Raw genomic sequence first — 26912 nt, forward strand, 5'->3', positions numbered from 1 at the left:
TAGAAAGAAATAGAACGAATAGACTAGAATCCCAAATAGGTAGACGAGGAGGTCTCGACCTGTGGAATCGAATCGGTATCATAAAAGTGAATTAAATTCAGAAGAACTTCTCGAAATCATATTCGATTATGCTGCACAGATCACGACCGAAAACAGCCTCGATCGTTTGCTGATGTTGATGGCAGATATGGGACGAAAGATGACCTTAGCGGATCGGTGTACACTATGGCTTTATGATGAAGCAAAAAATGAGCTTTGGGCACGGGTCGCCCATGGAATGGAAGAAGTTCGCGTGCCTTCATCAGCAGGTCTCGCGGGACACGTTTTCCAATCTGGGGAACCTCTCGTAATCGATGATGCATATCAAGATGAGAGATTTCATTCTGTTATCGATATACAGACCGGGTATCGAACGAAATCCGTCATGGTGATCCCTGTGAAGAACAAACTCAATAAAACGATCGGTGTTTATCAGGTGATCAATAAGCTAACGGAAGAGTCTATTTTTCATCCGAATGACTTGAAGTACTTAAGTCTTGCAGCCTCCTATACGGGTCAAGCGCTAGAAGCGATGCTCGTCAACATCGAAATCGAAGAAACGCAAAAAGAAATTCTCTTCAAGATGGGAGAGATCGGAGAAGGACGATCGAAGGAAACGGGAGCACATGTAAAACGTGTCGCTGAGTATGCGAAACTCCTCGCATTAAAGGCAGGGTTCGATGAAGATGAAGCTGAGCTGATCAAAGTTGCTTCTCCCATGCACGATATCGGGAAAGTCGGCATTCCTGACGTTATACTGAATAAACCAGGAAAGCTCTCTAAGGAAGAATTTCAAGTGATCAAAAGCCACTCAAAGATTGGATACGACTTATTGAAAAGCTCGAAAAGATCGATTCTTCAAGCCGCTGCGATCATCGCAGAGCAACACCATGAGCGCTGGGATGGCAAGGGTTATCCTGATGGCCGGAGCGGAGAAGACATCCACCTATATGGCAGGATCGTTGCAGTCGTTGATGTCTTTGATGCCCTTGCATCACACCGTCCGTATAAAGAAGCATGGGAGCTTGAACGCATCCTTACATACTTTAGAGAAGAAAGAGGCAAACACTTTGATCCGATGTTAGTTGATGTGTTACTTCGGAATGTTGAAGAGTTTGTGAGGATTAAAGAGCAGTATTCGTAAGGAAGAATGATGTGTATAAAAATAACAAACTAGCCAACTTTAAGTACTGACCGAAAAAAAAATAGTGGCGAGGTAATATGGAAATGGCAGCTCCTTCATGGGAATCAATTACATCAATCAGAGAGTCTTTTCAAGTACAATATTGGAACCATTGGTTACATGATGATTTGTTTACGTTAGGTTGGTGGTTAGTCCTAATCATCAATCTGATCTTTCTATATGTAGCATTCAAACTCATTGATCGCAAACGTCTATTTGAATTATTGACTGTAGGTGGAATCGTCATCGCCATCAGTACGTTGATGGATGTTATCCTTATACAATATGGCTTTACAGCCTATCCAACCAGTATAACCCCTTTAAGCCCATCGTTTTTTGTTTCAACCTACATCGTGTTACCAGTCATCTTTATGCTGTTATATCAATACTTTTTCACTTGGAAGAGCTATATGCTGGCTATGATTATCACATCGTTACTACTCGCTTTCATTGTAGAAAACCTTCTTCGCTGGGTGAACGTGTACGAATATATCAAATGGAATAATGTTTATTCCATGATTGCTTATTTATTGATCGGTCTCATCGTGAAAGTTCAGATGACTATCTTTAATAAAGCATCGATCCGCTCGTAAGAAAACCATCTGCTAAAGTATGAAAAGATGCGCCTTCACAACCAATAAAAAAAGCGTTCCATAAACGAAACGCTCTTTTCCACTGGTTTTATAGGGGCATGTCCGATGCCCAGCAGCTCATTTTAGTAGAAGCCGCCTCCGAAACCACCGTAGTTTCCGCCGTAATTGCCTCCAACATTACAACAACGGCCTCTTCCGCCTGCGTAGCCAGCAGCACCAACGATAATTAATAGAATAAATAGAACCACAACTAAAGCAAATAGTCTGCCATCATCGCGGCGTCCACGTCTATTGTCAGCACCCATCTTCTCAACCTCCCTATTCTAGTTTCTATACAGTGTATGTCCAAGCTAGCATGACTGGATAGGCAGGAATTGAAGTTACGTAAAAAAAGGCATCTACCTCTAGGACTGTCTACCATATTTTTATGAAGGCTATGAAAAGGCACAAAAAAGACGGAGCTCATAGAGTCCGCCTTTTATAAAATCACGCCCATCTTTTTAACTTTGGTAAAACGTCTTTCATCATGTCTCGCGCCTCGGGTTCCTTCATGCCTTCCTCGACGAGATGAGGAACACAGATGTTCACCATTTCGTTCATCGTAACATTCGCAGTGAAAGCTCCATTTTCATAACAATAGACGCAGTATTCTTCGTTTTTGGACCCATCTTGATTTGTACCAAAAAGCTTTTCATCTTCCATCGGCATTGCACAACTTTGACATACTGGTTTGTTCATTTTGACTCCTCCTTAATAAGTAAAATCTAACCTTATTATAAGAAAGGAAAACGACACCGTTATGTCGTAATTACAGATATTTTTTTAACGTTTTCTCCGCACGATCTTTGATGATCGATCGAATATGGTTTGGTTCGATCACTTCCACCTGATCTCCAAAATGGAGAATCATCCCATATACCCATTCATCTTCAGGATAATATTCCGAAACATAAATGAAGCCATCTTCATGAAACGCCAAGCGATCGAGCTCGAAATAATCCTCCAACTGATTGAGCGCTTGTCTATTGAACTTTAATCGAACAAGTACTCGTTCACGTTCATCCTCTGTAAAATCGAATGGCGGAACCTCTCTTTTTTGATCGATGGTTCTTTCTGTCGTCTGCACCTCATACATCCTGCCTAATTTAAACAATCTAAAATCATTTCGCAGGTTACAGAACGCATATAGATACCATTTGTTGATTTTTAAAATTAAGGAGACCGGCTCAGCTTCACGAGACGTACCATTCCCGTTAATATCGATGTATTGAAAATGAATGGCCTTTTGCTGATCAATCGCTTTTTGTATCACATTCACTTTCTCTTGCTTTTTAAATTCCGGTCCCCAAGCACTGAAATCGAGAATAAGAGACCGATTAGTTGGAACGGGTTGGCTCATTTTTATCGTTGCAAGTTTTTCAATGATGTTCTTTAAGTTCTTATCGTCATATGTTTTATATACACCATCCAGCGCCGTCATTAAGAGTTGATGTTCAACGTCATTAAAGTAGCCGTTATGAATCTTGAACGTTTCCAAAATAGCGTACCCACCGTTCACACCTTTTTCAGAAACGATCGGAATACCCGCTAGTTCAATGGACTCCATATCACGTTGGATCGTTCGAACGGACACTTCGAAATAATCCGCTAGTTCTTTTGCCGTCATCTTCTTTTGATTCAAGAGCTTAATCACAATGGCGAGTAAACGCTCTGTCTTCATCAATCAACACCCCACCGTCTGCACTAAACTCCTACCTCTTCACTTCTTCTTTCGAATAGAATCACATTTCGCCATCGCCCATCTTGCATGCGTCCCACCCTTTTCCGAATTCCTAGTTTTTCAAAACCATTCTTCTTATGTAACGTAATACTACCGATATTTTCAGGAAAGATCCCAGCACTTAGCGTCCAAAAGCCCGCTTCTTCAGAGCTTTTGATCAACGCTTGCAGCAACAAATTCCCGATCCCCTTCCCCTTTTCACGAGGATGAACATAGACGCTCACCTCTCCTACTCCGCGATACACGTACCGACTCGACGATCGATTGCATTTACACCACCCCTGTACACTGCCTTCGTCCACTGCGACCAAGGTACATTCATTAACAGCGTTCGAGATGAACGCTTCGTAGGTAGGTGTGCGATGCTCAAATGTTGCGTTACCCGTCTCGATTCCGAACCGATAGATTTCTTTCACTTCGTCCCAGTCTTCCCTCGTCATTTCTCGAATGTTGGTCATTACTAAGCTCCTTACTTGATCGACTAGCGGTATTTATACGACGTAATGTAAGATAAGAAAACTTCCTAGCCAGAAGAAGATCGTCAATTGCGTAAGAACTGACATCGTTGATTCAAAAAATGTTAACTTCCGCTCTTGCTTTAATTTCGTTAAGTGTCGAACGAAGATCAATGAGCAAAGAAGCAGTATCGCAATCGACAATTCATAAATGCTTTCTAGAAGTACGATCAATCAAAACCTCCTCCTTCCCTATCAAACGTGTTTCTCCAAGAGAGAAACTATTTTAAATGCTCCCTCTTTCCCATAAATAGAATACTCCAAATGCAAGAACGACCATAAATGCCGCTAACCACTCATGGTAATGTGCTTTACTCGTTGGATCTTGAAGATAATCCTCCACTCCACGATTGATGGATATGAGAAAGGCCATGATCATCGATGGCATTAACATCACGATCGCTGGGGAATTTGGTCTCTCAACGATGAATTCAAATGAGATAAAAATGAAGGCAAGCACAATCACAACATCGATGATCATCGAAACTTTATACCGCTCATCATGGAAAATCCATCTACTACGCTCTTTAATACCTAGCATTCGCTTCATGTAAATTTCGCTTACGAAGAGATAGATGACGGTTAAAACGATTAAATAGAAGAACAACACAGTACCGCCTCCTCTACAATCTACTGTTCTTGCCTATACTCCTTTGAATTCCATGCCCAAGAGAAAAACATATGAATGAGCATCGCTAAAAACGACACCATAAAATATTCCCCCCACGTGAAGGGGCTTCCGTTGAAGGTATCTACAGTAAGATGACCTAAAAACAAACTAGCAAAAGTAACAAAAAACCTGCTTTTTTTCTTATTCGCCTCTTCTTTCATTCTTAGAACCTCGCTAACGTTTTATCTAAACTATAGTACTGCTTCCCTTCGTACACCCGCTCATCATAAACTTCAAACCCAAGAGAACGCCAAAAACGTAACGCGTATGTATTTTCCGCATGGACAGCGATTTGAATGAGATCGGCGCCTTTTTCAACCATCTTCCTCTCATAAAGACCGTACACTTTCCTAGCATAGCCTTGCCCCTGGTATTGCCCATCGATTATCAGCAAACTTAACCACGGCTTTCGAGATCGAGGGCTCTCCATGCCGTATTCAATGACCCCTAGAACGCGATCATTCTCTTTCACCAAGTACCGTTCAGTATGAAACTCCTTCACATCACGGTACTGCTCTTGTAGATCTGAGTCATCTAGCGTTTCTTTATCAAATGCGATCACATTATAAGCAGGGTTACGATTGAAAATCTCCTTCTCTACTTCGAGCTGCGTGCCATCACATGGTACAAATGTAATCATTCTCCTCTCCTTTTATCAGAAAAATCGCATGATCATGCGTGGAATGGACATGAGGATATTTGCGATGATCTCGAGAAACGTATATTCTCCAAGTTCTCGTAGAAACCCTTTTTCTTTCCGCTTTCTCACCGTTCCTCACCGCTTCCATAAAACTTCTTCATCCATTTCTCTAGTACATTCTCGATCGCAGTCATCGTTTCTTCTGCCTCATGATGAAATTTTAGTCTGAAATAACAACTTTTAAGAAAGCCTAATACGTTCGCTTTCGTATGGGAAAACGCGGCGCTAAATCCTTCTTGGTCAAACGAAGAAGTGAGCTCATCGTCAACACGTTTCACCCATGATGCGAGGACATTATCTTTTAACCCTTTTAGAAGAAGTGCCTCTGTCGCCATCAGTAACCGCTCGTCTTCATCGTCAACGTATACACCTTTTTTAAAGAGACAGCCCGCAATCGTATTCAGACAAGAATCGATCTGTTTTATACGAAACGCATCATGACGAATCGCTTCATCAAGTGCATCAGCACCGTGCGCGATACTGTGCGCCCAGCCCTTCCCCTTCACATAACCTCTTATATCACACTCTTCCTGAAGGTAGCGCAGGACTGCTTCAGTTGTATCTTGAATCAGTTCATCTGGTAAAAAAGAGGATTCACGGTCTTTATGTAAAATCAATGCGATGACTAGTACAGAAAATGAGCGAGTAAAAACAGCATCACCTTTTTCCTCAACTATTTTATAAAAAAGATGCTGATCATCAAGACACGTCTTCAACGTTTCGATCAACTGCTTTTTACTTAAATGATTCTCCATCACGAGATGACAAAACGTGCGATAGATTAACTCATCCCGGAGCACCGGATCCGTTGTCCCGATTTCACTTAGCATCTCTTGAAGAAGCGCATCCATGTCAACGGCTTCACAATCTAACTCTCGTAACGCCTTCTCTAGCGTTTCAACACTCACTGACAACACCCCTTTTTCCATAGTTTAACAGGTTTATTACGAATGTCAGACTTAATCTAACAACCGATGAATCGAAGACCATCCATAGTTTACCGTGACAAGAGGAAGGCCGTTGATAAGATCGGTCTGCTCACTGAAAACCTCCCCATCCAATCGGTCATAAAAAGCTCTGGCAGCTTCGTTCGCTTTAAAAGTCCCGATAAACATCGACTCTACATGATGGTTCAAGAAATGCTGAACCGCAATTTGGATTAGCTCTTTCCCTATTCCAGCACGCTGATATTCCTCTGTTACATAGAGCATCTTGATTTCACCTTTATGACCTTTTGGAGGATGTAACGCGAACGTTCCAAGAACAAATCCTACGATTTTCTCATCGCATATTTTTACGAAGGAAAAAGGACGTCGAACATCACTTTGGAAGATGCGCTCAAATCGATCGAGAACCGTTTTATATGTAACTGTTTCTAAGAAATCTCGTGGTAGAATGGCTGCGTGACTTGATAGAAATACTTCTATATAGATATCCACCAACTCTGGTAGATCTTCTGATGTCATCTTTCTGATCAACGTTATCCCCCTCTCATTACCTTATTGCCTGCGTTAACACATACATGAGCAGCAGCGCACCGATTCCAGCAGCGCGTATCCCGTAGAGCTTTTTCTCACTAACCTCTTCTCCTTTCATCCTTAACCAAGCAGGATAAAAGAACCCGATTACCGGCGCAAGTATGAGTCCGATCGACATCAGTACAACTGCAATAACATCCATATTTAACACGTCCTTACTCAAGAGCTTTGTCTCTCGCCATATCCCCGAGTTCATTAATTACGATTGCTGCAACGATTAACAGCACCCCTATCCACTGTAAAAACGAAACGGCTTCCGACAGCACGATCATAGCCGAAATAATGGCAACAGGGAGTTCGATGGAACTTAGTACGTTCGCGAGTCTTCCTGAAATGAGCGGAGCGCCCTTTGCAAAGAACAGCGTGGGAATAACACCTCCAACGAGCGCAAGCCCTACCCCTAATAACCACAAACGACCGTCTATCACAGCGATCGTTGGGATGTCTCTGATGAACACAATTAGGACGAGAACGAGAGAACCAGCCACCATCAGCATACTGCGTACAATTGGATTGGACTCTGTTGCGACTTGCCCACTAAAGAAAATAAAACCGGCATAAGATGCACCTGCGAGAAACCCTAATAATAAGCCGAGGGGATGAAGTGACGACACCCCGCTAACGATGATGTTCGATGCGAACACAACTCCTGTCAACGTGATGAGCAATGAGAGGAAATTCATTCTGGTCGGCTTGACCTTGCTGAAGATCCACTCGTAGATCATGCCGATCCAAACGAATTGAAAGAGCATGATGATGGCTAATGATGCGCTCAAATACAACATGGCACCGTAATAGAAGATGCTCGTTAGTCCCATCGCCGTCCCTGTCATCATGATTTTTATCAAATCATTTTTCGACTGGTTAACTCTTAACCCTTGTAACAGGCATAAACCGAGCAATAATAAAAAGGCGAGTAGCATCTGAACAAGATTGACCTGCCCTAATGTGTACTCATAGCCAAAGGCTGTCTTCACAAAGATCGGTGTGAACCCAAAGCTTCCTGCCCCGATTAGGACATAGGTGATTCCTTTTATCTTCATACAGTTACCTCCTTCCCTAAACAAAAAGACGCACCCCTACTTAGGAGTTACGCCTTTGTCATACCGTTGCTGCTTGAAAAACAATACATCGAAGAACGAGATCCCAACTGCAATCCCGAACGACGTGAAGAAATCAAGGGGACGTATATCCGTTGACGTGATCAACGAGACCGCAACATCCATTACGGTCAGACCTCCAAACCAAGCTAAAAACTTAAGGAGCCTCCCCTTCTTTTCATCTCGGTCCATTCCAAACAATTTCACGATTGCAAGGATGGCAAGATAGAAAACATAGAGAAACAGGAACACCAAACCAGCTATCACGAATCCTATTCCTAGGTTGCTGTTTATGTCTCTGTAGACGATTAGCATCATGAGCATTAAGCTGATCAGTAATAAGCTAAACAACGTGACATTTACTTTATGTAGTCTTTTCAACGTAATTGCTCCTTTTGCGGGACAAGGGGACAGGTTCACTGTCCCTCTCACGTGAATATCAATTAGTTTAATTGGGACATGGAACCTGTCCCTACGTCCCTCTCTCCTTCCATAGTTTAACAGATTGCAAGACAAGGGGACAGGTCCTCTGTCCCTCAAGTCTTATGGAGAAACCCTCTTAACAAACCATAGTTCCGCTCCATAAATGACCGATTTCTTTCAATCCCTCTCCTTTTGCACCAGCCAATCGAGTTGAAAGCATCTACGAATGCATAAAAAGGTAAAACTTTTTCTAGATCGATGAGTGGGCGAACCGTTCGATACCCTTCCTGAAAGGCTTCTAACGTTCCGGGAAAGACGCTGAAGATATCACGATTAATCTTTGTAAAGTCGATTTCTGTTGAACCGATTCTGACACTTTCAAAATCAATAATCCCTGCAACGCGATTCTCATAAACCAAAATATTTCCTGGACGAAAATCCATATGTATAAAACTCGGACCATCTTTAGGTGGAAGAGAATGCTGGAGCTGGTGAAAATGGTGAAGTGATCGCTCATACAACCTGTGATCGATGACTTCCTTCACATCCTCCGCAAATGAATAAAACTGTCGTTCAATGAACTGAGACCAATCGTCATACTCGTTCGAAACGGCACTCTCGAAATCCGATTTCTCTGGAACGATGGCATGTAGTTTGGCATGATGAACACCGATATCATACGCCAAAGCGGGGTCAACTTTTTCAGAAAGAGGAACCCCATCGATTGCAGATAATAATAGTGCTCCAGTGATGTCATCATCACCTTCCCAGTAATCTAGCAGTTTCGGCACAGGCAGTTCGTTATGTAAACGCTTGAGAACCGTTACTTCACGATCCCGTTTGACCTTGGTGTATGGAATTTTAATATATACAAGCTGTTGATCACTGAGTTTCACCTTGTATACAGTCGAACTAAATGACTCTGGAACATTCTCGACTGCTAGCACGTTCAATTTGAAGGTGTCGATTACTTTCTGTAACTCATTCATGGGCATACCTCTTTTCTGGGACACAGGGACAGGTTCACTGTCCCGCTCACCTGATATGTCACTGGGACAAGGAACCTGTCCCTTCGTCCCTCACCCAAACACGTCTCTTAAAGCGATTCCTAAATTCTGATAAAAGGCTGCTTGAATGTTCTCGTCATGCGATTTACTCCACTCGATTGCGACAGAGGAACGAATACCCGTGATGATGACGTTCGTACCGATAAGAGAAACTGTTTTCACTAGCTTTTGAATGTTAGCGAGAAGAACTGGATCAATAGTTCCAATCGAGGAAAGGTCGAGGATCAATTTATTAACCCTGAGCTCCGAAACTCTTTCAACCCCTTTATCGATGATGTGGTTAAACTCATTTTCATCTAACGTGGATTGCAGAGGAAGTACTGCGATTCCTTCACTAAGAGGAATGACGTTCACTGACAAGCTTTCAACTCGACTTACGAGCTGCAATTGTTTTTTATAGAGATCCGTGACATCTGTAAACTCAACCATTGCACCAACGACGATGTCATCTTCTCGAAGCAATCTCGTTTGAATCGAGAGGAATGTATCGTATTTCCCATATTGATAAGGCATCACATCGATGTGATATTCTTTATGAGTTTTAACCGTCCTCTCTACATGCCGAACCTCTTCAGGAGCATCAGGGAACACCTCATACATGTCTTTCCCCAGCACTTCTTCAGGTGATAATTCTAGTAAACTTGCTCCGGATTTATTAAGTAACGTGATGCGATATTCCGTGTCGATGGCTAAGACTCCGTAAGAAACGTGATCTAGCACTGCACGAGAAAGGTCGTTCACATTCATTCCCCCTTCACTACTTGAGTGATTCTTGATTTGATGCCGAACTTTAGTAATAGGAGCTATTCTCTATTAATTCGTCATCGTTCGTCATGTCTCCTTTTTTTGGGGGACAGGGTGGGACAGAGGGACAGGTTCACTGTCCTTCTCACCACAGGGAACACGGAACATGCTTGAAGCGATCCATCTACTAAACATATAGCGTGTCAGACTTTGTCGGGCTGACACGCTATGACTTATTTATTCATAGAAAGCCCAGGTCATCGACGATATGACCTGGGCTTTCGTTTAAATTCCGGTCCTTTGCAATTCAGTTTTAACCTGAGTGCTTGAATCACTCTCTTTTCCTTCAATCGGTTTCTTCGACCAAATCGTAGCAAGAATCGGCCCTGATATATTATGCCATACTGCTGCGATGACATTTGGAAGTGCCGCTAGTGGACCGAAGTGAGCCGTTGCGAGGGCAACACCGAGTCCTGAGTTTTGCATCCCAACTTCTATCGAAATCGCACGGCGCTTACTTTCATCTAACTTCATCACTAATGCTGTAACGTAGCCGAGCGAGAGTCCTAATAGATTATGAACCATCACAGCTGAGAAGATCAACAAACCTGACGTTGTAATACTTTCAACGTTTGCTGAAACAACAGCAGCCACGATGACAATGATCGCCATGACTGAGATTAGCGGGATAACGGCAGAACTTTTATCAACCGCGGTTGGAAACACTTTTCGAACGAGTACCCCTAACGTAATCGGGACGATGATGACTTGTACGATCGATAGAAACATAGCGATGGGATCCACTGGTAACCATTGCCCTGCTAGTGCTAACAATATGAGTGGAGTTACGATCGGTGCGAGCATAGTAGACAACGATGTCATCGCAACAGAAAGAGCAAGATTCCCTTTTGCTAAATAAACCATCACGTTCGACGATGTTCCACCAGGTACGGATCCGAGCAATACAAGTCCAGCAGCTAATTCAGCGGGCAGCTGAAAGACGATGGCTAGAAGCAAGGCGATCAAAGGCATGATGATGAATTGAGCCGCAACTCCTATGATGACAGGAACAGGCTTTTTTAGAACCAATTTAAAGTCTACTGGCTTTAGTGTAAGTCCCATCCCAAACATCACGACTCCTAATAGAATCGTAATGTAACTTCCTAACCCTAAGAACGGTGTTGGAATGAAGTAAGCAATTAGCGCTACTCCAATCACCCATAGAGCGAAGTATTTTCCTGCAAGATTACTGATTGATTCTAAGATTTTCATAGACTACACTCCCTTATGCCAGTGGTTTCGACAGGTAAATCGACGGATCAAATGCTCACCTCGTATGACAAGTCGAATAGCTAATGAATCGAATTATACACAATAATCTAAATATTTCAACAGGAACAGTACAATTCTTTGGGACAAAGGGACAGGTTCACTGTCCCGCTCACCTGTTATCTCAACTGGGACATGGAACCTGTCCCTACGTCCCTCCTTGTACTCTTCCAATGTCATCGGTAGAATAATAGTAAGACAATTCAGTCAGGAAGTGTATGCAACTAAATGAATAGAATGAAATCACTTTCTCTTCAAACTAAATTATCATTAATGATATTGGCACTCTTATTTACAGTTTTGTTTAGTATTGGACTGATTTTTACACATTTATATTCAACAAGTGTTGAGGAGCAGATGGGAGAGCGTGCGTTAAATGTAGCGCAATCTGTCGCGATGATGCCAGCGGTGATCGAAGCGATGAAGTCAGAGAATCCATCGGAAATCATTCAACCGATCGCTGAAGATCTTCGTTCTAAAACAGAAGCTGAATTTATTGTGGTTGGCGATAAAGATGGCATCCGTGTAGCCCACCCTGTACTTGATCGGATTGGAAAACCGATGGTAGGTGGAGATAGCCAGCAAGCTTTGGTGGGCGGGGAATCCTACGTCTCAAAAGCAGAAGGATCTCTTGGGTCCTCCTTAAGAGGAAAGACTCCAATCTTTGAAGATGGAGAGATTATCGGCATCGTCTCCGTAGGCTTTCTAATAGAGGATATTGAACAGAAAGTCGATCGATTCGAGTTAAAAGTGATGAGTTTAATAGGAACAATCTTGTTACTCGGTTTAGCAGGTGGTTTTTTCATTGCAAAAAACGTAAAGCGGTCTATTTTTGGTCTCGAACCTTCCGAAATCGGAGCAATGTTTTTAGAGCGAAATACCATTCTTCAAACGATTCGAGAAGGCATTATTGCGGTTGATAAGAAGGGTGAAATCACACTTGCCAATCAAGAGGCGCATCGCATGCTGAATCGAGATGAAAATGAAAGTTTAGAAGGACAACATATTTTGTCCGTTTTACCAAACACAAGAATGCCAGATGTTTTACATTCCGGAAAAGCAGAATATGATCAAGAAAGTATCATAGGGGAAGATCATGTCATTGTGAACCGAATTCCAATCATTCAAAAAGGTGAAGTTACGGGCGTTGTTTCTAGTTTTAGAAGAAAAACTGAAATCGAAGCGCTATCACGAGAACTCTCTCAAGTCCAAAGCTACGCGAATGTGCTTCGCTCTCAAACACACGAATACGCCAATAAGCTGTATACCATTTTAGGATTGATTCAGTTAGGTGCATATGATGAAGCCATCGACTTAATACATAAGGAAGCGATTGGATATCAGGAGGTTGTTCAGCTATTAGTGAAGGCTGTGCCAAACCCTATTATCTCAGCGCTAATACTGGGTAAGTACCATCGAGCTCATGAGCTGCATATTCAGTTTTCAATCGATGAAGAAAGCAATATGAGTGACCTTCCTGAATGGCTGGAGCAAGAAAAAATCGTTACGATCGTTGGAAACTTAATCGATAATGCCATGGATGCTGTCCTTGAGAAAAAGGAAGATGAGAGAATGATTCACCTCTTCATGACTGATATTGGAAGAGACTTGATCTTTGAAATAGAAGACTCGGGGAACGGCATACATGATGATGAAATGGAACAGATCTTTATAAGAGGATTTAGTCGTAAGGATGGAAAAGATCGAGGAATCGGACTTTCTCTCGTGAAAAATGCACTCGATTATCTCGGCGGATATGTCACAATATCCAAAAGCCGTTACGGTGGCGCTGCTTTCACAGTTGTGATTCCTAAGGAGGATGATACCAATGTCTGAAATTGAAGTATTGATTGTTGAGGATGATCAGCGAATTGCTCGAATCAACCAGAAGTTCACGGAAAACGTCCCTGGTTACACTGTTATTGGAGTTGCTTCAAGCATTACCGAAGGAAAAGAACTTCTTGAAATTCTAGAGCCAGACCTCGTTCTACTCGATATCTTTTTTCCAGAAGAAAGCGGACTGGAATTGCTGTGGCACATTCGTGAACATTACAAAGAAACGGACGTCATGATGATAACCGCAGCAAAAGAAATAGAAGCTGTTCAAGAAGCGCTTCGTGGCGGTGCGATCGATTACATCATTAAACCGGTTATCTTTGATCGTTTTAAGCAAACCCTTGAAAAATTCAAGCAAACTCGTGGAGAAATGAACCGTCAGAAAATCGTGAGTCAGGAAGAAGTAGATCACTTGTTTACGAGACATGGCGCTCAAAGGGCTACCGTAACCGAAGCCGCTCCAAAGGGAATCGATCCTTTAACACTTTCGAAATTGAAAGAAGTTCTGCTAGAGCACACGCCTCAAGGCATGACGGCAGAAGAAGTTGGCAGTGTGATGGGATGTAGTCGAACAACTGCGAGAAGATACTTAGAATACATGGTTTCGCTAGGAAATGTGGATGCTGATCTGTCCTATGGATCGGTAGGCCGACCTGAACGACGCTATCATCCAGTATAACTACAAATGTAAAGAGCCGCTTTCAAACTATCGTGAAAGCGGCTCTCTCTCTTTTAAGATGCTAAATGCTCCTTCTCCTCTTCTTCTTTCTTTTTACTTAGCTTGCTTTTGATAAAAGGCAGCGTGAGAGAAAGAACTGAAAGAACAAGAAGAACGACAGTTACCGTGCTATCAAAAAACGTCATGTAGCTTCCGTTTGAAATCGTAAGTGCTTGCCTAAAGGATTGTTCCATCATTCCTCCTAGAATAAATGCAAGAATGAGTGGCGCTGCTGGAAAGTTTATGAGTCTCATAATAAACCCGATTATCCCAAATGCTAGTAGAAGATAAAGATCAAACGTGCTGAAGCTAACCCCATACACTCCGATCATACAGAAAATAATCACAAGCGAGATCAACAGCGCTTTTGGAATATAGAGAATACGCGCGATAAACGGAATGAGCGGCAAATTCAGGACAAGTAAGAAAATGTTACCGAGATACATACTTGCAATCACACCCCAAAATACATCTGGGTGATCAGTTAGCATCAATGGTCCAGGTTGAACACCAACAACGAGGAGAGCCCCAAGAAGAACTGCAGTGGTCCCAGAGCCAGGAATCCCTAATGTTAAAAGTGGAACGAAAGCCCCGCTCGTTGCAGCATTATTCGACGTCTCGGGTGCAGCTAGTCCTTTGATGTTCCCTTTTCCAAACGAAGAAGGGTCCTTTGAAATCTTCTTCTCTGTTATATACGACATGAACGAAGCGATCGTTGCACCAGCACCTGGGAGCACTCCAAGGATAAATCCGAGCACAGAGTGCCTCGCAATCGGTCCCGAGATGTCTTTTGCTTCTTTTTTCGTGATCTTCAACGAGCCAACGTTCGTATTTCCGCCCATCATTTTCGATTTCCTAGACAGAATTAATGAGCATACTTCAGCAAGTGCAAAAAGTCCAAGTGCAATGATTAAAAAGTCGATACCTTCAAGAAGATTCGGGCTACCAAACGTGAAACGCTGTGTCCCTGTCTGCTGATCGACGCCAATCGTAGCGATGATCAATCCAATTGTGGCGGATATCAATGCTTTTACAGTTGAGCCTTCCGACAAGCTCGCAATGGCTGTTAACCCGAGCAGCATGAGAGCAAAGTATTCAGTTGGTCCGAACGAGACCGCAAAGCTTGCCATCAGGGGAGCAACTAACATGAGGGCAACAACACTCACTGTCCCACCCGCAAATGAGGAGATGGCGGCAATGGCTAGTGCTTTCCCTGCCATTCCTTGCTTCGCGAGCGGGTACCCGTCGAAGGAGGTTGCAACGGTCCCCGATATTCCCGGTGCGTTTAATAAAATGGATGATGTTGAACCGCCAAAAACGGCCCCGTAGTAAACTCCAGCCATGAGAATAAGAGCAGAAGCTGGATCCATGCCATAACTTAACGGAATCATGATTGCAATCGCTGAGATAGGACCAAGTCCAGGGAGCATTCCGATCAGTGTCCCAGCAAGAACGCCGATAAAGACAAACAGGATATTTTGGAACGTTAAAACAACTTGAAAGCCATACAACATATTTGAAATCGTATCCATCATCTTTCCTCCTTTCTAAAAGGGTAGGATCCCCTGAGGTAAATAGATTTGTAGTAAATAATTAAAGGAAAAATAGAGCACAAGCGTAAAGCCAACCGCGACGGCAATCAACGACTTCCATTTTGTATAACCTAATAATCGCGACGTAACGAGTAAGAAAAGAATCGTGACCACAACAAATCCAAGTAGCTCAAATAAAAGAATATAGACGAATATGAGGCCAGCAACTGCAAGCAACATCAGCACTTCATCTTTTTTCATATTACTTTTCTTTCTGTCATGAACAGGATTTTGAATAAACAATAGAATTGAAAGTGCCGCGAGTAAAAACCCGAGTCCTTTCGGAAGCGCATCAGCATCGACGATGGCATACGGAAATGTTGGTAGGTTAAAAGTAAAGACGAGATATGCAAACGAAAATACGAACAAAAACAAAGCTACTTTTCGTTCAACACTAGCGAGCATAGCGTGTCACCTGCCTTTTATGTAATACGAAAGGTCAGCATGTGCTAACCTTTCGTTCCCTTCTTATTTTGCTAGACCGACTTCCTTCAAAAGTGATTCCATCGTTTCTTTTTCTTGATCAAGGAACGCTTGGAATTCTTCACCTGACATAAAGTTATCATTCCAACCAAAGTTATCGCGCTGAGCTTTCCACTCGTCCGTTTCCATCATGTCTTTCACAGCTTGCTCATAGAATGCTCTCGCTTCAGGACTCATATCTTTTGGTCCCATAATCCCTCTCCAAACAATGAATTCGTCATCGATTCCCTGTTCTTTTAGCGTTGGAAATTCTGATACCGTTTCACCTTCAAGCGGCTCAGGAGACGTCACGGCAAGCACTTTCACTTTACCAGCGCGTGCCTGTTCCGTTGCTTCAGCGAGACCAGTTGAGTAAACATCGACTTTGTTACCAAGCAGCATGCTCATCCCACTGCCATCTTGAGCTGACACGTATTTCAGCTGCTTAATATCAACACCTGCTGCTTTTACCGCTTTAACGAAAGCCATGTGATCCATACTACCAGGAGAAGAATCCCCTACAACCGAAACGGAAGTTGGATCTTCTTTTAGAGCTTCAACAAGATCGTTCATAGAGTCGTACGGTGAATTAGCAGGGACTGTAAAAGCTGAATAGTCTGCGATAACACCAGCGATCGGCGTAAAATCATTATGACCAAGATCAGATTGACCGTTTAATGGAACGAACAAGATCGGCGGTGATGTGACGAAAAGGGTGTGGTCGCCGCCTTTCTTATCCACATAAGACCAACCGACGGCTCCTCCACCACCAGGTTTATTGGCAACAGCCATACGCTTATCGATCACGTTTTCTTTTTCCATCACTTTTGAGATGGTTCGAGCCGTGGTATCCCAACCACCACCAGCTCCAGCTGGTGCGATCATCTCAATCGGTTTTGTTGGACTCCATTCACCACCATCTGCTGATGAACTACTAGAACTTTCACTACTACCACACGCGCTTAAGACAAGTGCGCTTCCTAACAATAGTGACATGAACATGCTTTTTCTTTTTTTCATCTTGATAACCCTCCTATTTTGTAATCGCTTACATTTCCGATAACCAAACTATATCTAATCTTTTGTAAGATTTTAATAAAACGGAAATAAGAAAGGTTTGTTTCTTTTTGAGCATTTTGTTCATAAAGTTCATCAGGGACAGAGGGACAGGTTCACTGTCCCTCTCACCTCGAAAGCTAAACGAAAACAGGAGTGTATGCATTCGCATACACTCCTGTTTTTGTTGGGACATGGGGACAGGTTTACTGTCCCTTTTCCCCGATACATCAACTGGGACAAGGAACCTGTCCCTCCGTCCCCCCGTCCCTCACTCCTCCCAAAACAAATCATCCAGCGTCTTTCCGAGCGCTTTACAGATTGCCAAACAAAGTTGAAGCGTAGGGTTATACTTTCCGAGTTCGATCAGTCCGATCGTTTGCCTTGAGACACCTACCTTTTTCGCAAGCTCTTGCTGCGATAAGTCATGTTCGACTCTGGCCATTTTCAGCTTTTTATTTTTCAACGTTGATCACCGCACATCCTGTTCATCTTCATCGTCCATGTCCTCGAGCTCTTCCTCGTTCGCTTTATCACTCCGGTACTTCGCCATCGCGTAAGGAAGGACAAGAATGGCAAACATAAATGGAATATAAATCATCATACACACGAAAAAGATAACGAAGAAGAACTCAATCGTCTCTGCTCTCGTTTCACCATAACGCTGTGAATTGATCGTTGCGAACGTTAACGAAATCCCCAGTCCAACAAGCACGCTGATAACCATATTTTTCGTATTCATCTTCCACTTACTCGACCGATCATGCATCTCAACCTCATCCGTGAAAATGCCAAGCATGGACGAACGAAGAAGATAATAGGCGCCGCCCCCAATAATGATCACGAGCTCAAGCCAGACTTTCCCAAAACTAATGTCTCCAAAGAACTGCTCATAGAAAATCGACAGTCCACAAAGCCCTACCACAATGGCATATAGTTCGCTGAAAATACCATTTTGAAGCGCTGTTACCCGCTCATCCAACACTTTTCGTTTAAACAATCCCATGCCTCTTCCCTCCTATCAATAATCGACCTTAGGTAGTTTTACAAAAGCAAACGCGAACAAGCCGAGCGACACAAACACCGTTATCATCATATCGTACCCCTCCATCGCAAGAAAGCCAATGTTATTCGGCAGCGTATACAGAGGAAGATGACCGATGAACTCTCTCGCAAAAGCAGGCAAACTTTCAACCATTTGGACCATACCGAGGATGCCTGGTAGAACGAGAATCGTCACAAGCGCAATAATCATGATGTTCATCGTCTTTTGATAAAACATCGAGATGACGAAAAACAGCAGCGTGAAAAACAATCCAAATAGCACGTAATGAAGAATAGCCGCCCCAACGTCACTCCAGCTAAAAGCCTGCCCGTTCAGCACATGGTTCACATAGAGAAGGGCTCCGCAACATATTCCGAACAGCGTCGATACAGCCCCCATCACGACAAGCCTTGAAACCAAGTACGTTATACGGTCACTAGTAGAAGAAAAAAGCAGGTAGATCGTTCCATGATGAAGATCAGCGACAACTACCTTTGCAGAGTAGATGCCAAGTGCAACCATCGCGATTGTCGCATATAGACCCGCAACGTTCCTTGGCTGAAATGGTCCACCTAGTTCATGGATTGAATAAATGATGCCGCTCCCAAGTGCAAATGAAAGTACGATCGATAAAAATAACGGAAGACTGATCACATTTCGTTTTAATTCAAGTGCTAGGAATTTCCCAACGTTCATGTCGCTTCACTCTCCATCTGTTCAAAATAAAAGTCCTCTAACGTTGCCTGCTTTTTCTCGACGTTTTCTGGATAAATTCCTTCCTCAGCAAGCTCCTTCAACACACTTTTCACATCCTCCGACAGGACACTTACCTCTGCTCCGTTATGCGTCACATCCCAGCGCTGACTTAAAATGGCGACCGCCTTCTGTCGATCTTGCGTAGATAGCGTGATGCTCAAGATGCGCTCAACTTGCTTACCGGTATACTCGCTGATGATCGCCCCGTTTTTAATCACATAAACACGGTCACTGATGTTCTCAACATCCTCTAAGATGTGACTCGAGATCAGCAACCCGATGTTCCTCTCCTCCACAAGACGTTTGAGGTAGCTTAAGATATTCCGTATCCCATCAGGATCCATCCCGTTCGTCGGCTCATCTAAAATGAGATAGTCCGGATTCGAGACGAGCGCAAGCGCAATTCCCAATCGCTGCTTCATACCGAGCGAGTAATGCTTTACTTTCTTTTTTAAATAAGGAGCCATTCCAAGTGACTGAACGACTTCATCAACCTGTTCTGTGCTAGCTCCATACAGTGCACAAAAGTACTTGATGTTGTACGCCCCACTCTTACTTGGAAAAAACTTTGGTTTCTCGATCAAGCTTCCGACTTTCACCGAATCGTGAACGAACTCGCCATCATACGTGACGATCAGTCCTGATAACACTTTCATCAATGTCGTCTTCCCCGCTCCGTTCGGCCCAACTAACCCAACGATTTCTCCCTGCTGAAGCGTAAAGTCGATCTTAGACAGGGCAAACTCACCCTTCTTGAACGACTTTGAAAGACGTTTCAATTCCATATTCATTTCCCCACCCCACAAATTGTTAATTACTACCTTCTTTTTCCATTATATAATAAGAATGTCTTTTTGCAACATATATATGTCATTTAGATTATTATATTAATTAAAATCCCTTGATGTTCCAGTGTTTAAGCAAATAAAAAAGAGCCTGGAGGCAGTCTTGCCTTCCAAGCTCTCATGGTCAAACTCTCTCAAATGTCCCTCTTCTACGTATCGTCTTAAATCCCAACTCTTCATAAAGCTGGATCGCACCTGGATTATTTTGATTAACATGGAGCACGACCGAGTTCTTTCCATCTTGACGAAACGCCTCTAAACAGCAGCAAGTTAACTCGGCAGCAACCCCCTTACGACGCCACTTCGGGATAACCCCAACTTGAACAATATACCCTTTCTCATCTGGAAACTCCTCGTCAGCATCGGCTGCAATAAACCCGACTCGTTCATCTTCAACAGTTGCGAGGTACGATCGTTTAGGAAGAAAGGTCGGACTCGACGAGATCCACTCCACCCATTTCTCCATCGACCACCCTGGGAATCCTGGCCGATCTTTGAACGACGCAGTATACACATCGTAAAAGTCTTTTTCAGAAGATGCTGTCCAACTTTTAAGTGTCAAAGGAACTGAGTGGACCAGTTTAGGAATCTCTGACAAGTCATGTTCCATCACATATTCCATAAATACTAATTCGTATCCCTCTTGCAAATACGATTGAACCGCGTCATCCGTGATGTTTTCACTTTTTACTTGATCAACCATCTGCTCTCCTCTTTTCAAGATGCCTTCAGTTAGAGCGAATGAGCATTCTCTTCTTCATCCTGGTTTGAATGCTCCTCAGACAAGTTCATTAAAGCAGTAGCCACCACTTTTACAATCAGAATAAACATGAACACTAGCACAGCATCCCCTATATACGAAACGACCCAAATGAACGTAAAGGGATCGTAATCTGACTGCATGTTGAGAGACGAATTGATAACACTCGTAATCACGTAGAGAAAATAATAGATTGGTGTGTAAATTGCGAGCTTCTTCCCTGCTTCAAAGGCTGGAGAGCTCTCTTTAAAATACTTCGCCATCGTGGCGTACACGTTCCATAATCCGTATAGATTGTAAAACGGGATCATCACGCGTGCTAGCGCTCCACCTGGAGTGATTGGGTACGAGGCATTCATTTCTCGTAAATCGTTATGTACTTTGTAAAGCCATACAAGGTACAGCACGATACAAGTTAGAAAATTAATGCTCAAAATAACTGTGACGGCGGAATCATAGTACAAGAAAGATTCACTAACACCAATCGTTCTCACTATAAAAATATTGATTAATAAAATCGTCGATAGGACAATATCCACCCATAGAAACTTTGTTAGTACGCCTCCTAGTTTTTTCGATCGTAAATTCATCTGCATTCCTCTTTTCAACTAAAATTCATAGAAGTGAACCATTTTACCGATCAAGAAACGAATGACCTCGTTCGATCCTCATTCTAAAATGATTCATGATTCGCATCTGGTCCTCAGTAAGCTTCTCTTTATTCCAGTACATGTGCATCAGGCTGTACTCAAAGATTTCTTTTAACTTGATAAATAGAGGAAGCTTCTCCACCATCTCAGATGAAAGTTCATTCTCCTCTTCGTACCCTTCGAGGATTGCACGCGTAATCTCACGTCCAAAGTCCACGATGTTGCCACCACCTGTGAACGTATACTCGATCGCACTATAAATCGGTACGGCTAGGTCAAAAATATAAAAATGCTTCTCGCAATCTTGAAAATCGATAAACGTCATATCCCCATCATCATCAACAACGGTGTTTTCTAGCCAGATATCGCCGTGCAGTAATCCATAATTCTCATCTGTTCTCGGTATGTTCTTAATCGTTGTATGAACGTCTTCCGCAATTGCTCGAATCGCACGTTCTTCCTCTGGAATATGAGCAAGAAAGTCATATTCCCCGCTAGCATACCAGTCATCGATGTGCTCGGTCGGATGCGTTTGTTCAAACTTTTTAGAAGCAAGATGCAAGCGTCCAATCTGACGCCCCAGCTCTTTTAACACATCTGCATTCCATTCACTCCTCGGCAGGTGTTTGCCAGGCGCAGCTTCGTACAGCACCGTTAACACATCTTTATCTGGAAGCGAAAGGGTTTCAACAACGTTCCCATTTCGTGACGCCATTGCAGGAGATGTGCCTATTCCTTCATTTCGTAGAAATTCCGTATAGCGAACTTCCTCTGCCTGCTCATGGAAACTCTTGTAATTCGTAACTCTCGCATAGTACGTTCCATCTTCAGCATGACACCGATACATCTCGTTTGTGACGGCTTCTACATGATTTAGATCAACTGCGTACAATTCAATTAGTCGTTCACGTATCGTCTCTTCCAATGTCTTTCATCCCTTCATCAAGTCTACTATTCTCTCAAAACTTTCATTGCGAGACTCGCTAGTAAGAAGGAGCTCCCCACCATTACCGGTAATACGAAAAGGAGTCCAATCAGATCAGTCTTATAATGAAATGGTATGTACTTATTCCAAAGCCACCCTACCACTCTCCACTCGATCAGAAAGATACAGAGTGTCATCATTAAGTAGATGGCTTTCCTTACTAGATTCTTCAAACGTCTCCCTCCATAAGGAATTAGGTAGTTCGCGGCAATTGTCCTCCTTGAGTATCCCTACCAATTATTTCAAAACAGGGTAGTTTCCGCAATTGTTGTTTCCATGAAAAAAGAAGCTTACCATGAATAAGCTTCTTATCGAATGGTAGGTAAATGGATATGGTAGATATCTTTTTCTCCTATCTTATTGGCTACATATAGAAAAGCGGCAGTAAATAGAACCACTACGTAGATCTCCATATTGATTGCTCCCTTTTATTTTTGGTTTAGCGTAAACCCTAACTTCACTAAGCGACGTACGATAAAATTCTTTCCTTCATTCCACCAATGTTGGTAAATAAGATGTACGTATCTTTTGTTGTCTTGATCACGACCGTATCCGTGCTTGCATAAGGGTTGCCAACCCGGATAGCCGATTTCACTTTCCCACCAAACGTATTGTCATAATTGACTTCAACGATTTCCGATAATGGAATCTCAATCTTACTTAGCTGCCATTTAATCACAAGGTTTTCATCTTTCTTCGTCACATTAACCTCAAATAAGTGCATGTGATTCACTCCCGTCATCTTAGTAATAGATACGATTGGCGGGGTGAAAAGTTTCAATTAATTTCCATGTAGGGTGTAATTCGACAGGTACCTGTCACCTGTCGAACCTGTCGTGGTGCCTGGTACCTGTCGAATTAGCTCAAAAAAAAGAACTTCTTGAGTAATCAAGAAGTTCCCTCTATCAATCTTCCTAAATTTGAAAGAGTAATAAACTTACACCCGTTGCAAAAACACAACGCCGGCAGTCAAAAAGAACCCGGAACGGTTTACGCTTTTGATCCGATTCGAAAGACCAGCTAGTAGATTAAGCGCACCACTTTAACAAACTTCCATGAAAAAGACTTTCCTGTTTGGAATACATCGACAAGTGCCAGGCACCTGTCGAAAGCCTCTTGTCGAACGGGGCGCTGCTATTTACATTCTCTTTAACCACCCATATACTGATTCCTGAAAAGAAATTATTAACAAAAGGATGATTGAGATGTTATTCAAGAAGAAAACAGCCAAGTGTAGTAACTGTAAAAAAGAGATAACAGGCGGTGAAGAAATATACTTACGCCTGCGATATCCAGACTACGATGGTACTGTAAGAATCAAAAAATTCATAGAAAATGATTGTACAGTCATTTGTTCGTCGTGCTATAGCAAGGATTAACTAATTTTTGCTATTCTTTTCTTTATTGACGGATGAGTGGCAAATAAACTATAGCTTTTCTCATCTACTAAATTATTCTCTTTTAATTTCATTAACGTTTCATTTGCAACCGTTTGGCCTACATAAGAACTAGCGAACTGATCAGCAAAATATTCACGACGTTGAGATAAGACAAAATGCAAAATAAACGAAGTAACATATGCGACGAATGCAAAGATTAAAATAGGAACAATCGGAATTGTTGACCCCATCATTGAAGTTATAATCAGTAGAACAATAGGAACACCAGACAAAACAAAGATAAAAGATAGTACGTTTTTAATCAAATGATGATGTTTAATATGATAGTATTCGTGGGCGATTAGAAAAGTTAAATGCCGTTCATTAAGGCTGTTTAATAGTTTCTCCCCGCACACAATCACCATCGAATTCTTACTATATAAAGCAGCAGCGTTATTTTTCAGATACTTTTCAGATACATAAATGGATGTCTGGTTATCTGGGTCGATCTTATTTAAAATATCATTCAGGAAACTTTCCTTGCGGATATCCATTCTTTTCAGCTTTGCATATGAAACAAGTGGAAATATCACACTGAAAATGGTTAGCATCAAACTAGCATTAAAGAGATAATGGACAACATTTTCATTAAGATTGATCGAAATCATGTTCACTTTTACTAAGGCTAACAGAATGAAACTGATGCCTGATATAAGTTGTAAAGCTCTCATTCTACGTTCTCCTTCACAAAAAGATTGGGCTAACAAAAGTTTCAAGGAAGGCTGCGAAACAGATAATGATTACGCCTGCACCTAATAACATCAGGTTAAATTTCTTTTGATTCAGGAAATTTTTCTTTCCCAAAATCACTAAATAAGCTGCAATAATAAAACCCATTACTTCTGGAATACCATGGACTAATAATGGAGGTAGAATATCGAGCAACTTTTCCGAGGAGATTCCCCCAAGAAAATAACCTAACATCCCCCCATTTGATACCAAGTTCAAATATGTAGGTATTTTCAATAGAAAAAAACCAGTTAGAATGATACAGAAAACCTTCATGTTTGTTAACAGTATTTCAAAAAATGTACCTAACGAAATATGATCAGGTTTTACAGCACCAGAAGAATAGGCAAACTCAACACTTAATAAACGACTAATAAGTAGAGCGATTAACAGTGCTCCTACATAGGTACTTGTTGCCAGTATTAGAGGTTTCCTTCTAATTTTATTCATAACTTCACTACCTTGAAAAGAGTATAAAGAGGGTATTTATCACATACCAGCTCACAACCAATAGAAGTATGGTCGATCGCTTCTTCTTAAACGTATAGCAATATAATAATGATGCAGTTAAAACGCCAAGAAACTTAAATGGATCTATTTCTTGAGTTAGAGTTATCAATGTTTGGTTCTCTGGACGGAAAATCCCATACGCAGTCGTATAGCCAAACTCTGAAGCCCCAAAGGAAAAGGTCAAAAGAAAATTTATTACTGATCCAATGAAAATTGGTAAATATGCGATGATCGAGATAGAGAATAATTTGCCTTTAATCGAATCATCTTCAACAACTTGCACCAACGATACTACATACATAAAAATAAAATATGAAAAGATTATACCTAATGGAGCAAAAAGTCCAAGGGAAAATGAAACGATTTGCAAAACTAAACTCTTTTGCCCTGGAACAAGTTCTTGAATCATTTCACTATTGATTAACGTACTTCCCCATGTAATAACGCCACTCAGAATACAAAGTTGTATTAGAATAGCAATTCTTTTAAATTTATTAGTGTTGATCATGTACACAAGCTTTTCTTTGCTTTTTTCAATACTTAGAAGCAAGGAATAATAATAAAGCAAGTTATAATTCTTAAGCAACATCATTCACCACTTTCACAAAAAAATAATAAGGAGAGTCTAGAAATAAAACTCTCCTTATCCTTTCTACAAGTTATACACCTGCAGATCCTGCTGCTACAACTGCAGCTGCTAGCCAGAATGGGACTGTTACACCTAATGCTCCGATTAGAAAATGTTGAGCACCGTATACGCTACCAATACTTGTTAAAGAATTACCAACCCAAGTTGGAACGTCGTACCCATTACTTTCCAAAATCATCAAAATGTCTGCAAGTTCAAATGGAGAACCTAGAACACCAAGAATAGCAAGTGCCGCTGCTGGAAGAATAAGTTTTTTCATCACATTCACCTCCGAAATATTTTTTATGTACATGCACAATTAGTAAATTACTACCTAATCATCCTTTTTTCAACATAAAATTCCAATTTACGTAAATGTATAGGTACGAACGTCATCTTAAGATAAAGAACCCTGTTTATTTTTGTCGAATCAATAGTCTTATTTACTAGTAAAAAAGAATTATGCGCGAACAGAACATTATTCCTATAAGTTTAAAAAAGTTACCTAAATAAGCAATAAATTGAGTTTTGCTTCTGAGATCTTTTTGTTAGCTGTTTTGGTAGTTATTTTTTACCAGAATAGGTGACCTTGTCGAAAATTAACGATAACGGTGACAAAAGTTCTATTTTTTATTAAGAGAAATAGATTTCTTCAAAATTCAAGGTGTTTTCTCTAGTATTTTGAGAAATACTGTAAAAATGTTAGTAGTATTTCACTTTCTTTTAAGTAACCACCCATAGAAATCATGTCTACTTGATAATGCGCGTAAAAAAAAAGGAACCTCTTGAAAACCAAGAAGTTCCTTTTATAAATCGCACCATTATTAAAAGAGTAATAAACTTACGCCCGTAGCAAGAATCACAACGCCTGCAGTCGAAAAGAATAACCCCGAACGGTTTTCGCCTTTGATTCGATTCGAAAGACCAGCTAGTAGATTCAATGCCCCAAATGTGATCAAGCTTCCAAGCAGAAGACTTTCCTGTTCAGGATACATAAGGTACATCAGTGGTAGGAAGAGAATCGAGGTAGCAAGAACCACCTGAACAATACTTAATGAGAATAATAGTTTGGACTGTGCTTCTGTACTCATATCTTTCCCTCTTTCCTATCATGACTTCTAACCTAATTATATCAGGACTCTAGGGGAATAAGTTTGACAGTGCTGTGACGTTTGGTCCTTTTCCTAATTAAAGAAAACGGCACGATTTACTGTCGAAGC

36 protein-coding genes are annotated in these 26912 nt (G+C 41.8%); 4 read left to right on the forward strand and 32 right to left on the reverse strand.

The features are described 5' to 3' along the window. Window positions 1-61: 61 nt before the first annotated feature. Window positions 62-1183, forward strand: coding sequence for a GAF and HD-GYP domain-containing protein (locus ACXAEY_RS15125; protein WP_474812999.1), 1122 nt, complete (start codon window positions 62-64; stop codon window positions 1181-1183). Window positions 1184-1260: 77 nt separating this feature from the next. Beyond that, window positions 1261-1815: a CBO0543 family protein gene (locus ACXAEY_RS15130; protein WP_474813000.1), complete on the forward strand. Its 555-nt coding sequence runs from the start codon at window positions 1261-1263 to the stop codon at window positions 1813-1815. A 122-nt stretch (window positions 1816-1937) separates the two neighbouring features. On the opposite strand, the gene ACXAEY_RS15135 is transcribed toward ACXAEY_RS15130, so the two are convergent. The 15 genes from ACXAEY_RS15135 to ACXAEY_RS15205 form a co-directional block, all read right to left on the reverse strand. Further along, the gene (locus ACXAEY_RS15135) at window positions 1938-2120 is read right to left on the reverse strand and encodes a YjcZ family sporulation protein (RefSeq protein WP_474813002.1); all 183 of its coding nucleotides are present in this window, start codon (window positions 2118-2120) and stop codon (window positions 1938-1940) included. Between the two features lie 181 nt (window positions 2121-2301). Next, window positions 2302-2553: a zinc ribbon domain-containing protein gene (locus ACXAEY_RS15140; RefSeq protein ID WP_474813004.1), complete on the reverse strand. Its 252-nt coding sequence runs from the start codon at window positions 2551-2553 to the stop codon at window positions 2302-2304. Between the two features lie 70 nt (window positions 2554-2623). After that, window positions 2624-3535: a helix-turn-helix transcriptional regulator gene (locus tag ACXAEY_RS15145; protein WP_474813005.1), complete on the reverse strand. Its 912-nt coding sequence runs from the start codon at window positions 3533-3535 to the stop codon at window positions 2624-2626. Between the two features lie 23 nt (window positions 3536-3558). After that, complete coding sequence (locus ACXAEY_RS15150) at window positions 3559-4053, reverse strand: N-acetyltransferase family protein (protein ID WP_474813007.1); 495 nt, start codon at window positions 4051-4053, stop codon at window positions 3559-3561. A 33-nt stretch (window positions 4054-4086) separates the two neighbouring features. Continuing rightward, complete coding sequence (locus tag ACXAEY_RS15155) at window positions 4087-4284, reverse strand: hypothetical protein (RefSeq protein WP_474813009.1); 198 nt, start codon at window positions 4282-4284, stop codon at window positions 4087-4089. 52 nt (window positions 4285-4336) lie between these two features. Further along, window positions 4337-4720, reverse strand: coding sequence for a DUF4181 domain-containing protein (locus ACXAEY_RS15160; RefSeq protein WP_474813010.1), 384 nt, complete (start codon window positions 4718-4720; stop codon window positions 4337-4339). Between the two features lie 223 nt (window positions 4721-4943). Further along, the gene (locus tag ACXAEY_RS15165) at window positions 4944-5420 is read right to left on the reverse strand and encodes an N-acetyltransferase family protein (protein WP_474813012.1); all 477 of its coding nucleotides are present in this window, start codon (window positions 5418-5420) and stop codon (window positions 4944-4946) included. A 125-nt stretch (window positions 5421-5545) separates the two neighbouring features. Then, window positions 5546-6388 (reverse strand): DUF2785 domain-containing protein, encoded by an 843-nt coding sequence (locus ACXAEY_RS15170; protein ID WP_474813013.1) that lies wholly within the window; start codon window positions 6386-6388, stop codon window positions 5546-5548. Between the two features lie 51 nt (window positions 6389-6439). Then, the gene (locus tag ACXAEY_RS15175; protein ID WP_474813015.1) at window positions 6440-6958 is read right to left on the reverse strand and encodes an N-acetyltransferase family protein; all 519 of its coding nucleotides are present in this window, start codon (window positions 6956-6958) and stop codon (window positions 6440-6442) included. A gap of 16 nt (window positions 6959-6974) precedes the next feature. Beyond that, window positions 6975-7181 (reverse strand): hypothetical protein, encoded by a 207-nt coding sequence (locus ACXAEY_RS15180; RefSeq protein WP_474813017.1) that lies wholly within the window; start codon window positions 7179-7181, stop codon window positions 6975-6977. Further along, window positions 7174-8061, reverse strand: a complete 888-nt coding sequence (locus ACXAEY_RS15185) for an EamA family transporter (protein ID WP_474813018.1) — start codon at window positions 8059-8061, stop codon at window positions 7174-7176. The genes ACXAEY_RS15180 and ACXAEY_RS15185 overlap by 8 nt, the downstream gene beginning before the upstream one ends. A 36-nt stretch (window positions 8062-8097) precedes the next feature. Further along, complete coding sequence (locus ACXAEY_RS15190; protein ID WP_474813020.1) at window positions 8098-8499, reverse strand: hypothetical protein; 402 nt, start codon at window positions 8497-8499, stop codon at window positions 8098-8100. A 155-nt stretch (window positions 8500-8654) separates the two neighbouring features. Continuing rightward, on the reverse strand, window positions 8655-9530 hold the full coding sequence (locus tag ACXAEY_RS15195) for a phosphotransferase family protein (protein ID WP_474813022.1): 876 nt from the start codon (window positions 9528-9530) through the stop codon (window positions 8655-8657). A 90-nt stretch (window positions 9531-9620) separates the two neighbouring features. Continuing rightward, complete coding sequence (locus ACXAEY_RS15200; RefSeq protein WP_474813023.1) at window positions 9621-10349, reverse strand: PAS domain-containing protein; 729 nt, start codon at window positions 10347-10349, stop codon at window positions 9621-9623. 288 nt (window positions 10350-10637) lie between these two features. After that, window positions 10638-11624 (reverse strand): bile acid:sodium symporter family protein, encoded by a 987-nt coding sequence (locus tag ACXAEY_RS15205; RefSeq protein ID WP_474813025.1) that lies wholly within the window; start codon window positions 11622-11624, stop codon window positions 10638-10640. A 285-nt stretch (window positions 11625-11909) separates the two neighbouring features. Between ACXAEY_RS15205 and ACXAEY_RS15210 the strand changes: the two genes are divergently transcribed. Together ACXAEY_RS15210 and ACXAEY_RS15215 are read left to right on the forward strand one after the other, a co-directional pair. Continuing rightward, window positions 11910-13517 carry an ATP-binding protein gene (locus tag ACXAEY_RS15210; RefSeq protein WP_474813027.1) on the forward strand — a complete coding sequence of 536 codons (1608 nt, stop codon included), beginning with the start codon at window positions 11910-11912 and terminating at the stop codon, window positions 13515-13517. Continuing rightward, window positions 13510-14196, forward strand: coding sequence for a response regulator (locus tag ACXAEY_RS15215; RefSeq protein ID WP_474813029.1), 687 nt, complete (start codon window positions 13510-13512; stop codon window positions 14194-14196). The genes ACXAEY_RS15210 and ACXAEY_RS15215 overlap by 8 nt, the downstream gene beginning before the upstream one ends. A gap of 53 nt (window positions 14197-14249) precedes the next feature. On the opposite strand, the gene ACXAEY_RS15220 is transcribed toward ACXAEY_RS15215, so the two are convergent. The 17 genes from ACXAEY_RS15220 to ACXAEY_RS15300 form a co-directional block, all read right to left on the reverse strand. Continuing rightward, window positions 14250-15767 (reverse strand): tripartite tricarboxylate transporter permease, encoded by a 1518-nt coding sequence (locus ACXAEY_RS15220; RefSeq protein WP_442865182.1) that lies wholly within the window; start codon window positions 15765-15767, stop codon window positions 14250-14252. A gap of 15 nt (window positions 15768-15782) precedes the next feature. After that, window positions 15783-16232, reverse strand: a complete 450-nt coding sequence (locus ACXAEY_RS15225; RefSeq protein ID WP_474813032.1) for a tripartite tricarboxylate transporter TctB family protein — start codon at window positions 16230-16232, stop codon at window positions 15783-15785. Window positions 16233-16295: 63 nt separating this feature from the next. Beyond that, a complete protein-coding gene (locus ACXAEY_RS15230) occupies window positions 16296-17309 on the reverse strand; it encodes a tripartite tricarboxylate transporter substrate binding protein (RefSeq protein WP_474813034.1) in 1014 nt (337 codons plus the stop codon). Window positions 17310-17616: 307 nt separating this feature from the next. Continuing rightward, window positions 17617-17811, reverse strand: coding sequence for a helix-turn-helix transcriptional regulator (locus tag ACXAEY_RS15235; RefSeq protein WP_474813036.1), 195 nt, complete (start codon window positions 17809-17811; stop codon window positions 17617-17619). Window positions 17812-17817: 6 nt separating this feature from the next. After that, a complete protein-coding gene (locus ACXAEY_RS15240) occupies window positions 17818-18351 on the reverse strand; it encodes a DUF6773 family protein (protein WP_474813038.1) in 534 nt (177 codons plus the stop codon). A gap of 15 nt (window positions 18352-18366) precedes the next feature. Further along, on the reverse strand, window positions 18367-19086 hold the full coding sequence (locus ACXAEY_RS15245) for a hypothetical protein (protein ID WP_474813039.1): 720 nt from the start codon (window positions 19084-19086) through the stop codon (window positions 18367-18369). After that, window positions 19083-19931 carry an ABC transporter ATP-binding protein gene (locus ACXAEY_RS15250; protein WP_474813041.1) on the reverse strand — a complete coding sequence of 283 codons (849 nt, stop codon included), beginning with the start codon at window positions 19929-19931 and terminating at the stop codon, window positions 19083-19085. The genes ACXAEY_RS15245 and ACXAEY_RS15250 overlap by 4 nt, the downstream gene beginning before the upstream one ends. Before the next feature lie 184 nt (window positions 19932-20115). Further along, entirely contained in the window at window positions 20116-20694 is a 579-nt protein-coding gene (locus tag ACXAEY_RS15255) for a GNAT family N-acetyltransferase (RefSeq protein WP_474813043.1), read from the reverse strand. Between the two features lie 29 nt (window positions 20695-20723). Beyond that, window positions 20724-21341 carry a hypothetical protein gene (locus ACXAEY_RS15260; protein WP_474813045.1) on the reverse strand — a complete coding sequence of 206 codons (618 nt, stop codon included), beginning with the start codon at window positions 21339-21341 and terminating at the stop codon, window positions 20724-20726. 43 nt (window positions 21342-21384) lie between these two features. Beyond that, window positions 21385-22326, reverse strand: a complete 942-nt coding sequence (locus tag ACXAEY_RS15265; protein WP_474813047.1) for a phosphotransferase enzyme family protein — start codon at window positions 22324-22326, stop codon at window positions 21385-21387. Between the two features lie 26 nt (window positions 22327-22352). Next, a complete protein-coding gene (locus ACXAEY_RS15270) occupies window positions 22353-22559 on the reverse strand; it encodes a hypothetical protein (protein WP_474813049.1) in 207 nt (68 codons plus the stop codon). A gap of 287 nt (window positions 22560-22846) precedes the next feature. Beyond that, complete coding sequence (locus ACXAEY_RS15275) at window positions 22847-23110, reverse strand: SunI/YnzG family protein (protein WP_474813051.1); 264 nt, start codon at window positions 23108-23110, stop codon at window positions 22847-22849. A 651-nt stretch (window positions 23111-23761) separates the two neighbouring features. Further along, window positions 23762-24496 carry a M48 family metallopeptidase gene (locus ACXAEY_RS15280; RefSeq protein WP_474813053.1) on the reverse strand — a complete coding sequence of 245 codons (735 nt, stop codon included), beginning with the start codon at window positions 24494-24496 and terminating at the stop codon, window positions 23762-23764. A gap of 13 nt (window positions 24497-24509) precedes the next feature. Beyond that, complete coding sequence (locus tag ACXAEY_RS15285) at window positions 24510-25004, reverse strand: stage II sporulation protein M (protein ID WP_474813055.1); 495 nt, start codon at window positions 25002-25004, stop codon at window positions 24510-24512. Between the two features lie 7 nt (window positions 25005-25011). After that, the gene (locus tag ACXAEY_RS15290) at window positions 25012-25653 is read right to left on the reverse strand and encodes a hypothetical protein (RefSeq protein WP_474813057.1); all 642 of its coding nucleotides are present in this window, start codon (window positions 25651-25653) and stop codon (window positions 25012-25014) included. A gap of 70 nt (window positions 25654-25723) precedes the next feature. Next, a complete protein-coding gene (locus ACXAEY_RS15295) occupies window positions 25724-25972 on the reverse strand; it encodes a hypothetical protein (RefSeq protein WP_474813058.1) in 249 nt (82 codons plus the stop codon). A gap of 544 nt (window positions 25973-26516) precedes the next feature. Next, entirely contained in the window at window positions 26517-26783 is a 267-nt protein-coding gene (locus ACXAEY_RS15300) for a hypothetical protein (protein WP_474813059.1), read from the reverse strand. Window positions 26784-26912 lie beyond the last annotated feature (129 nt).

Source organism: Anaerobacillus sp. ABA4_114 (assembly GCF_056159065.1).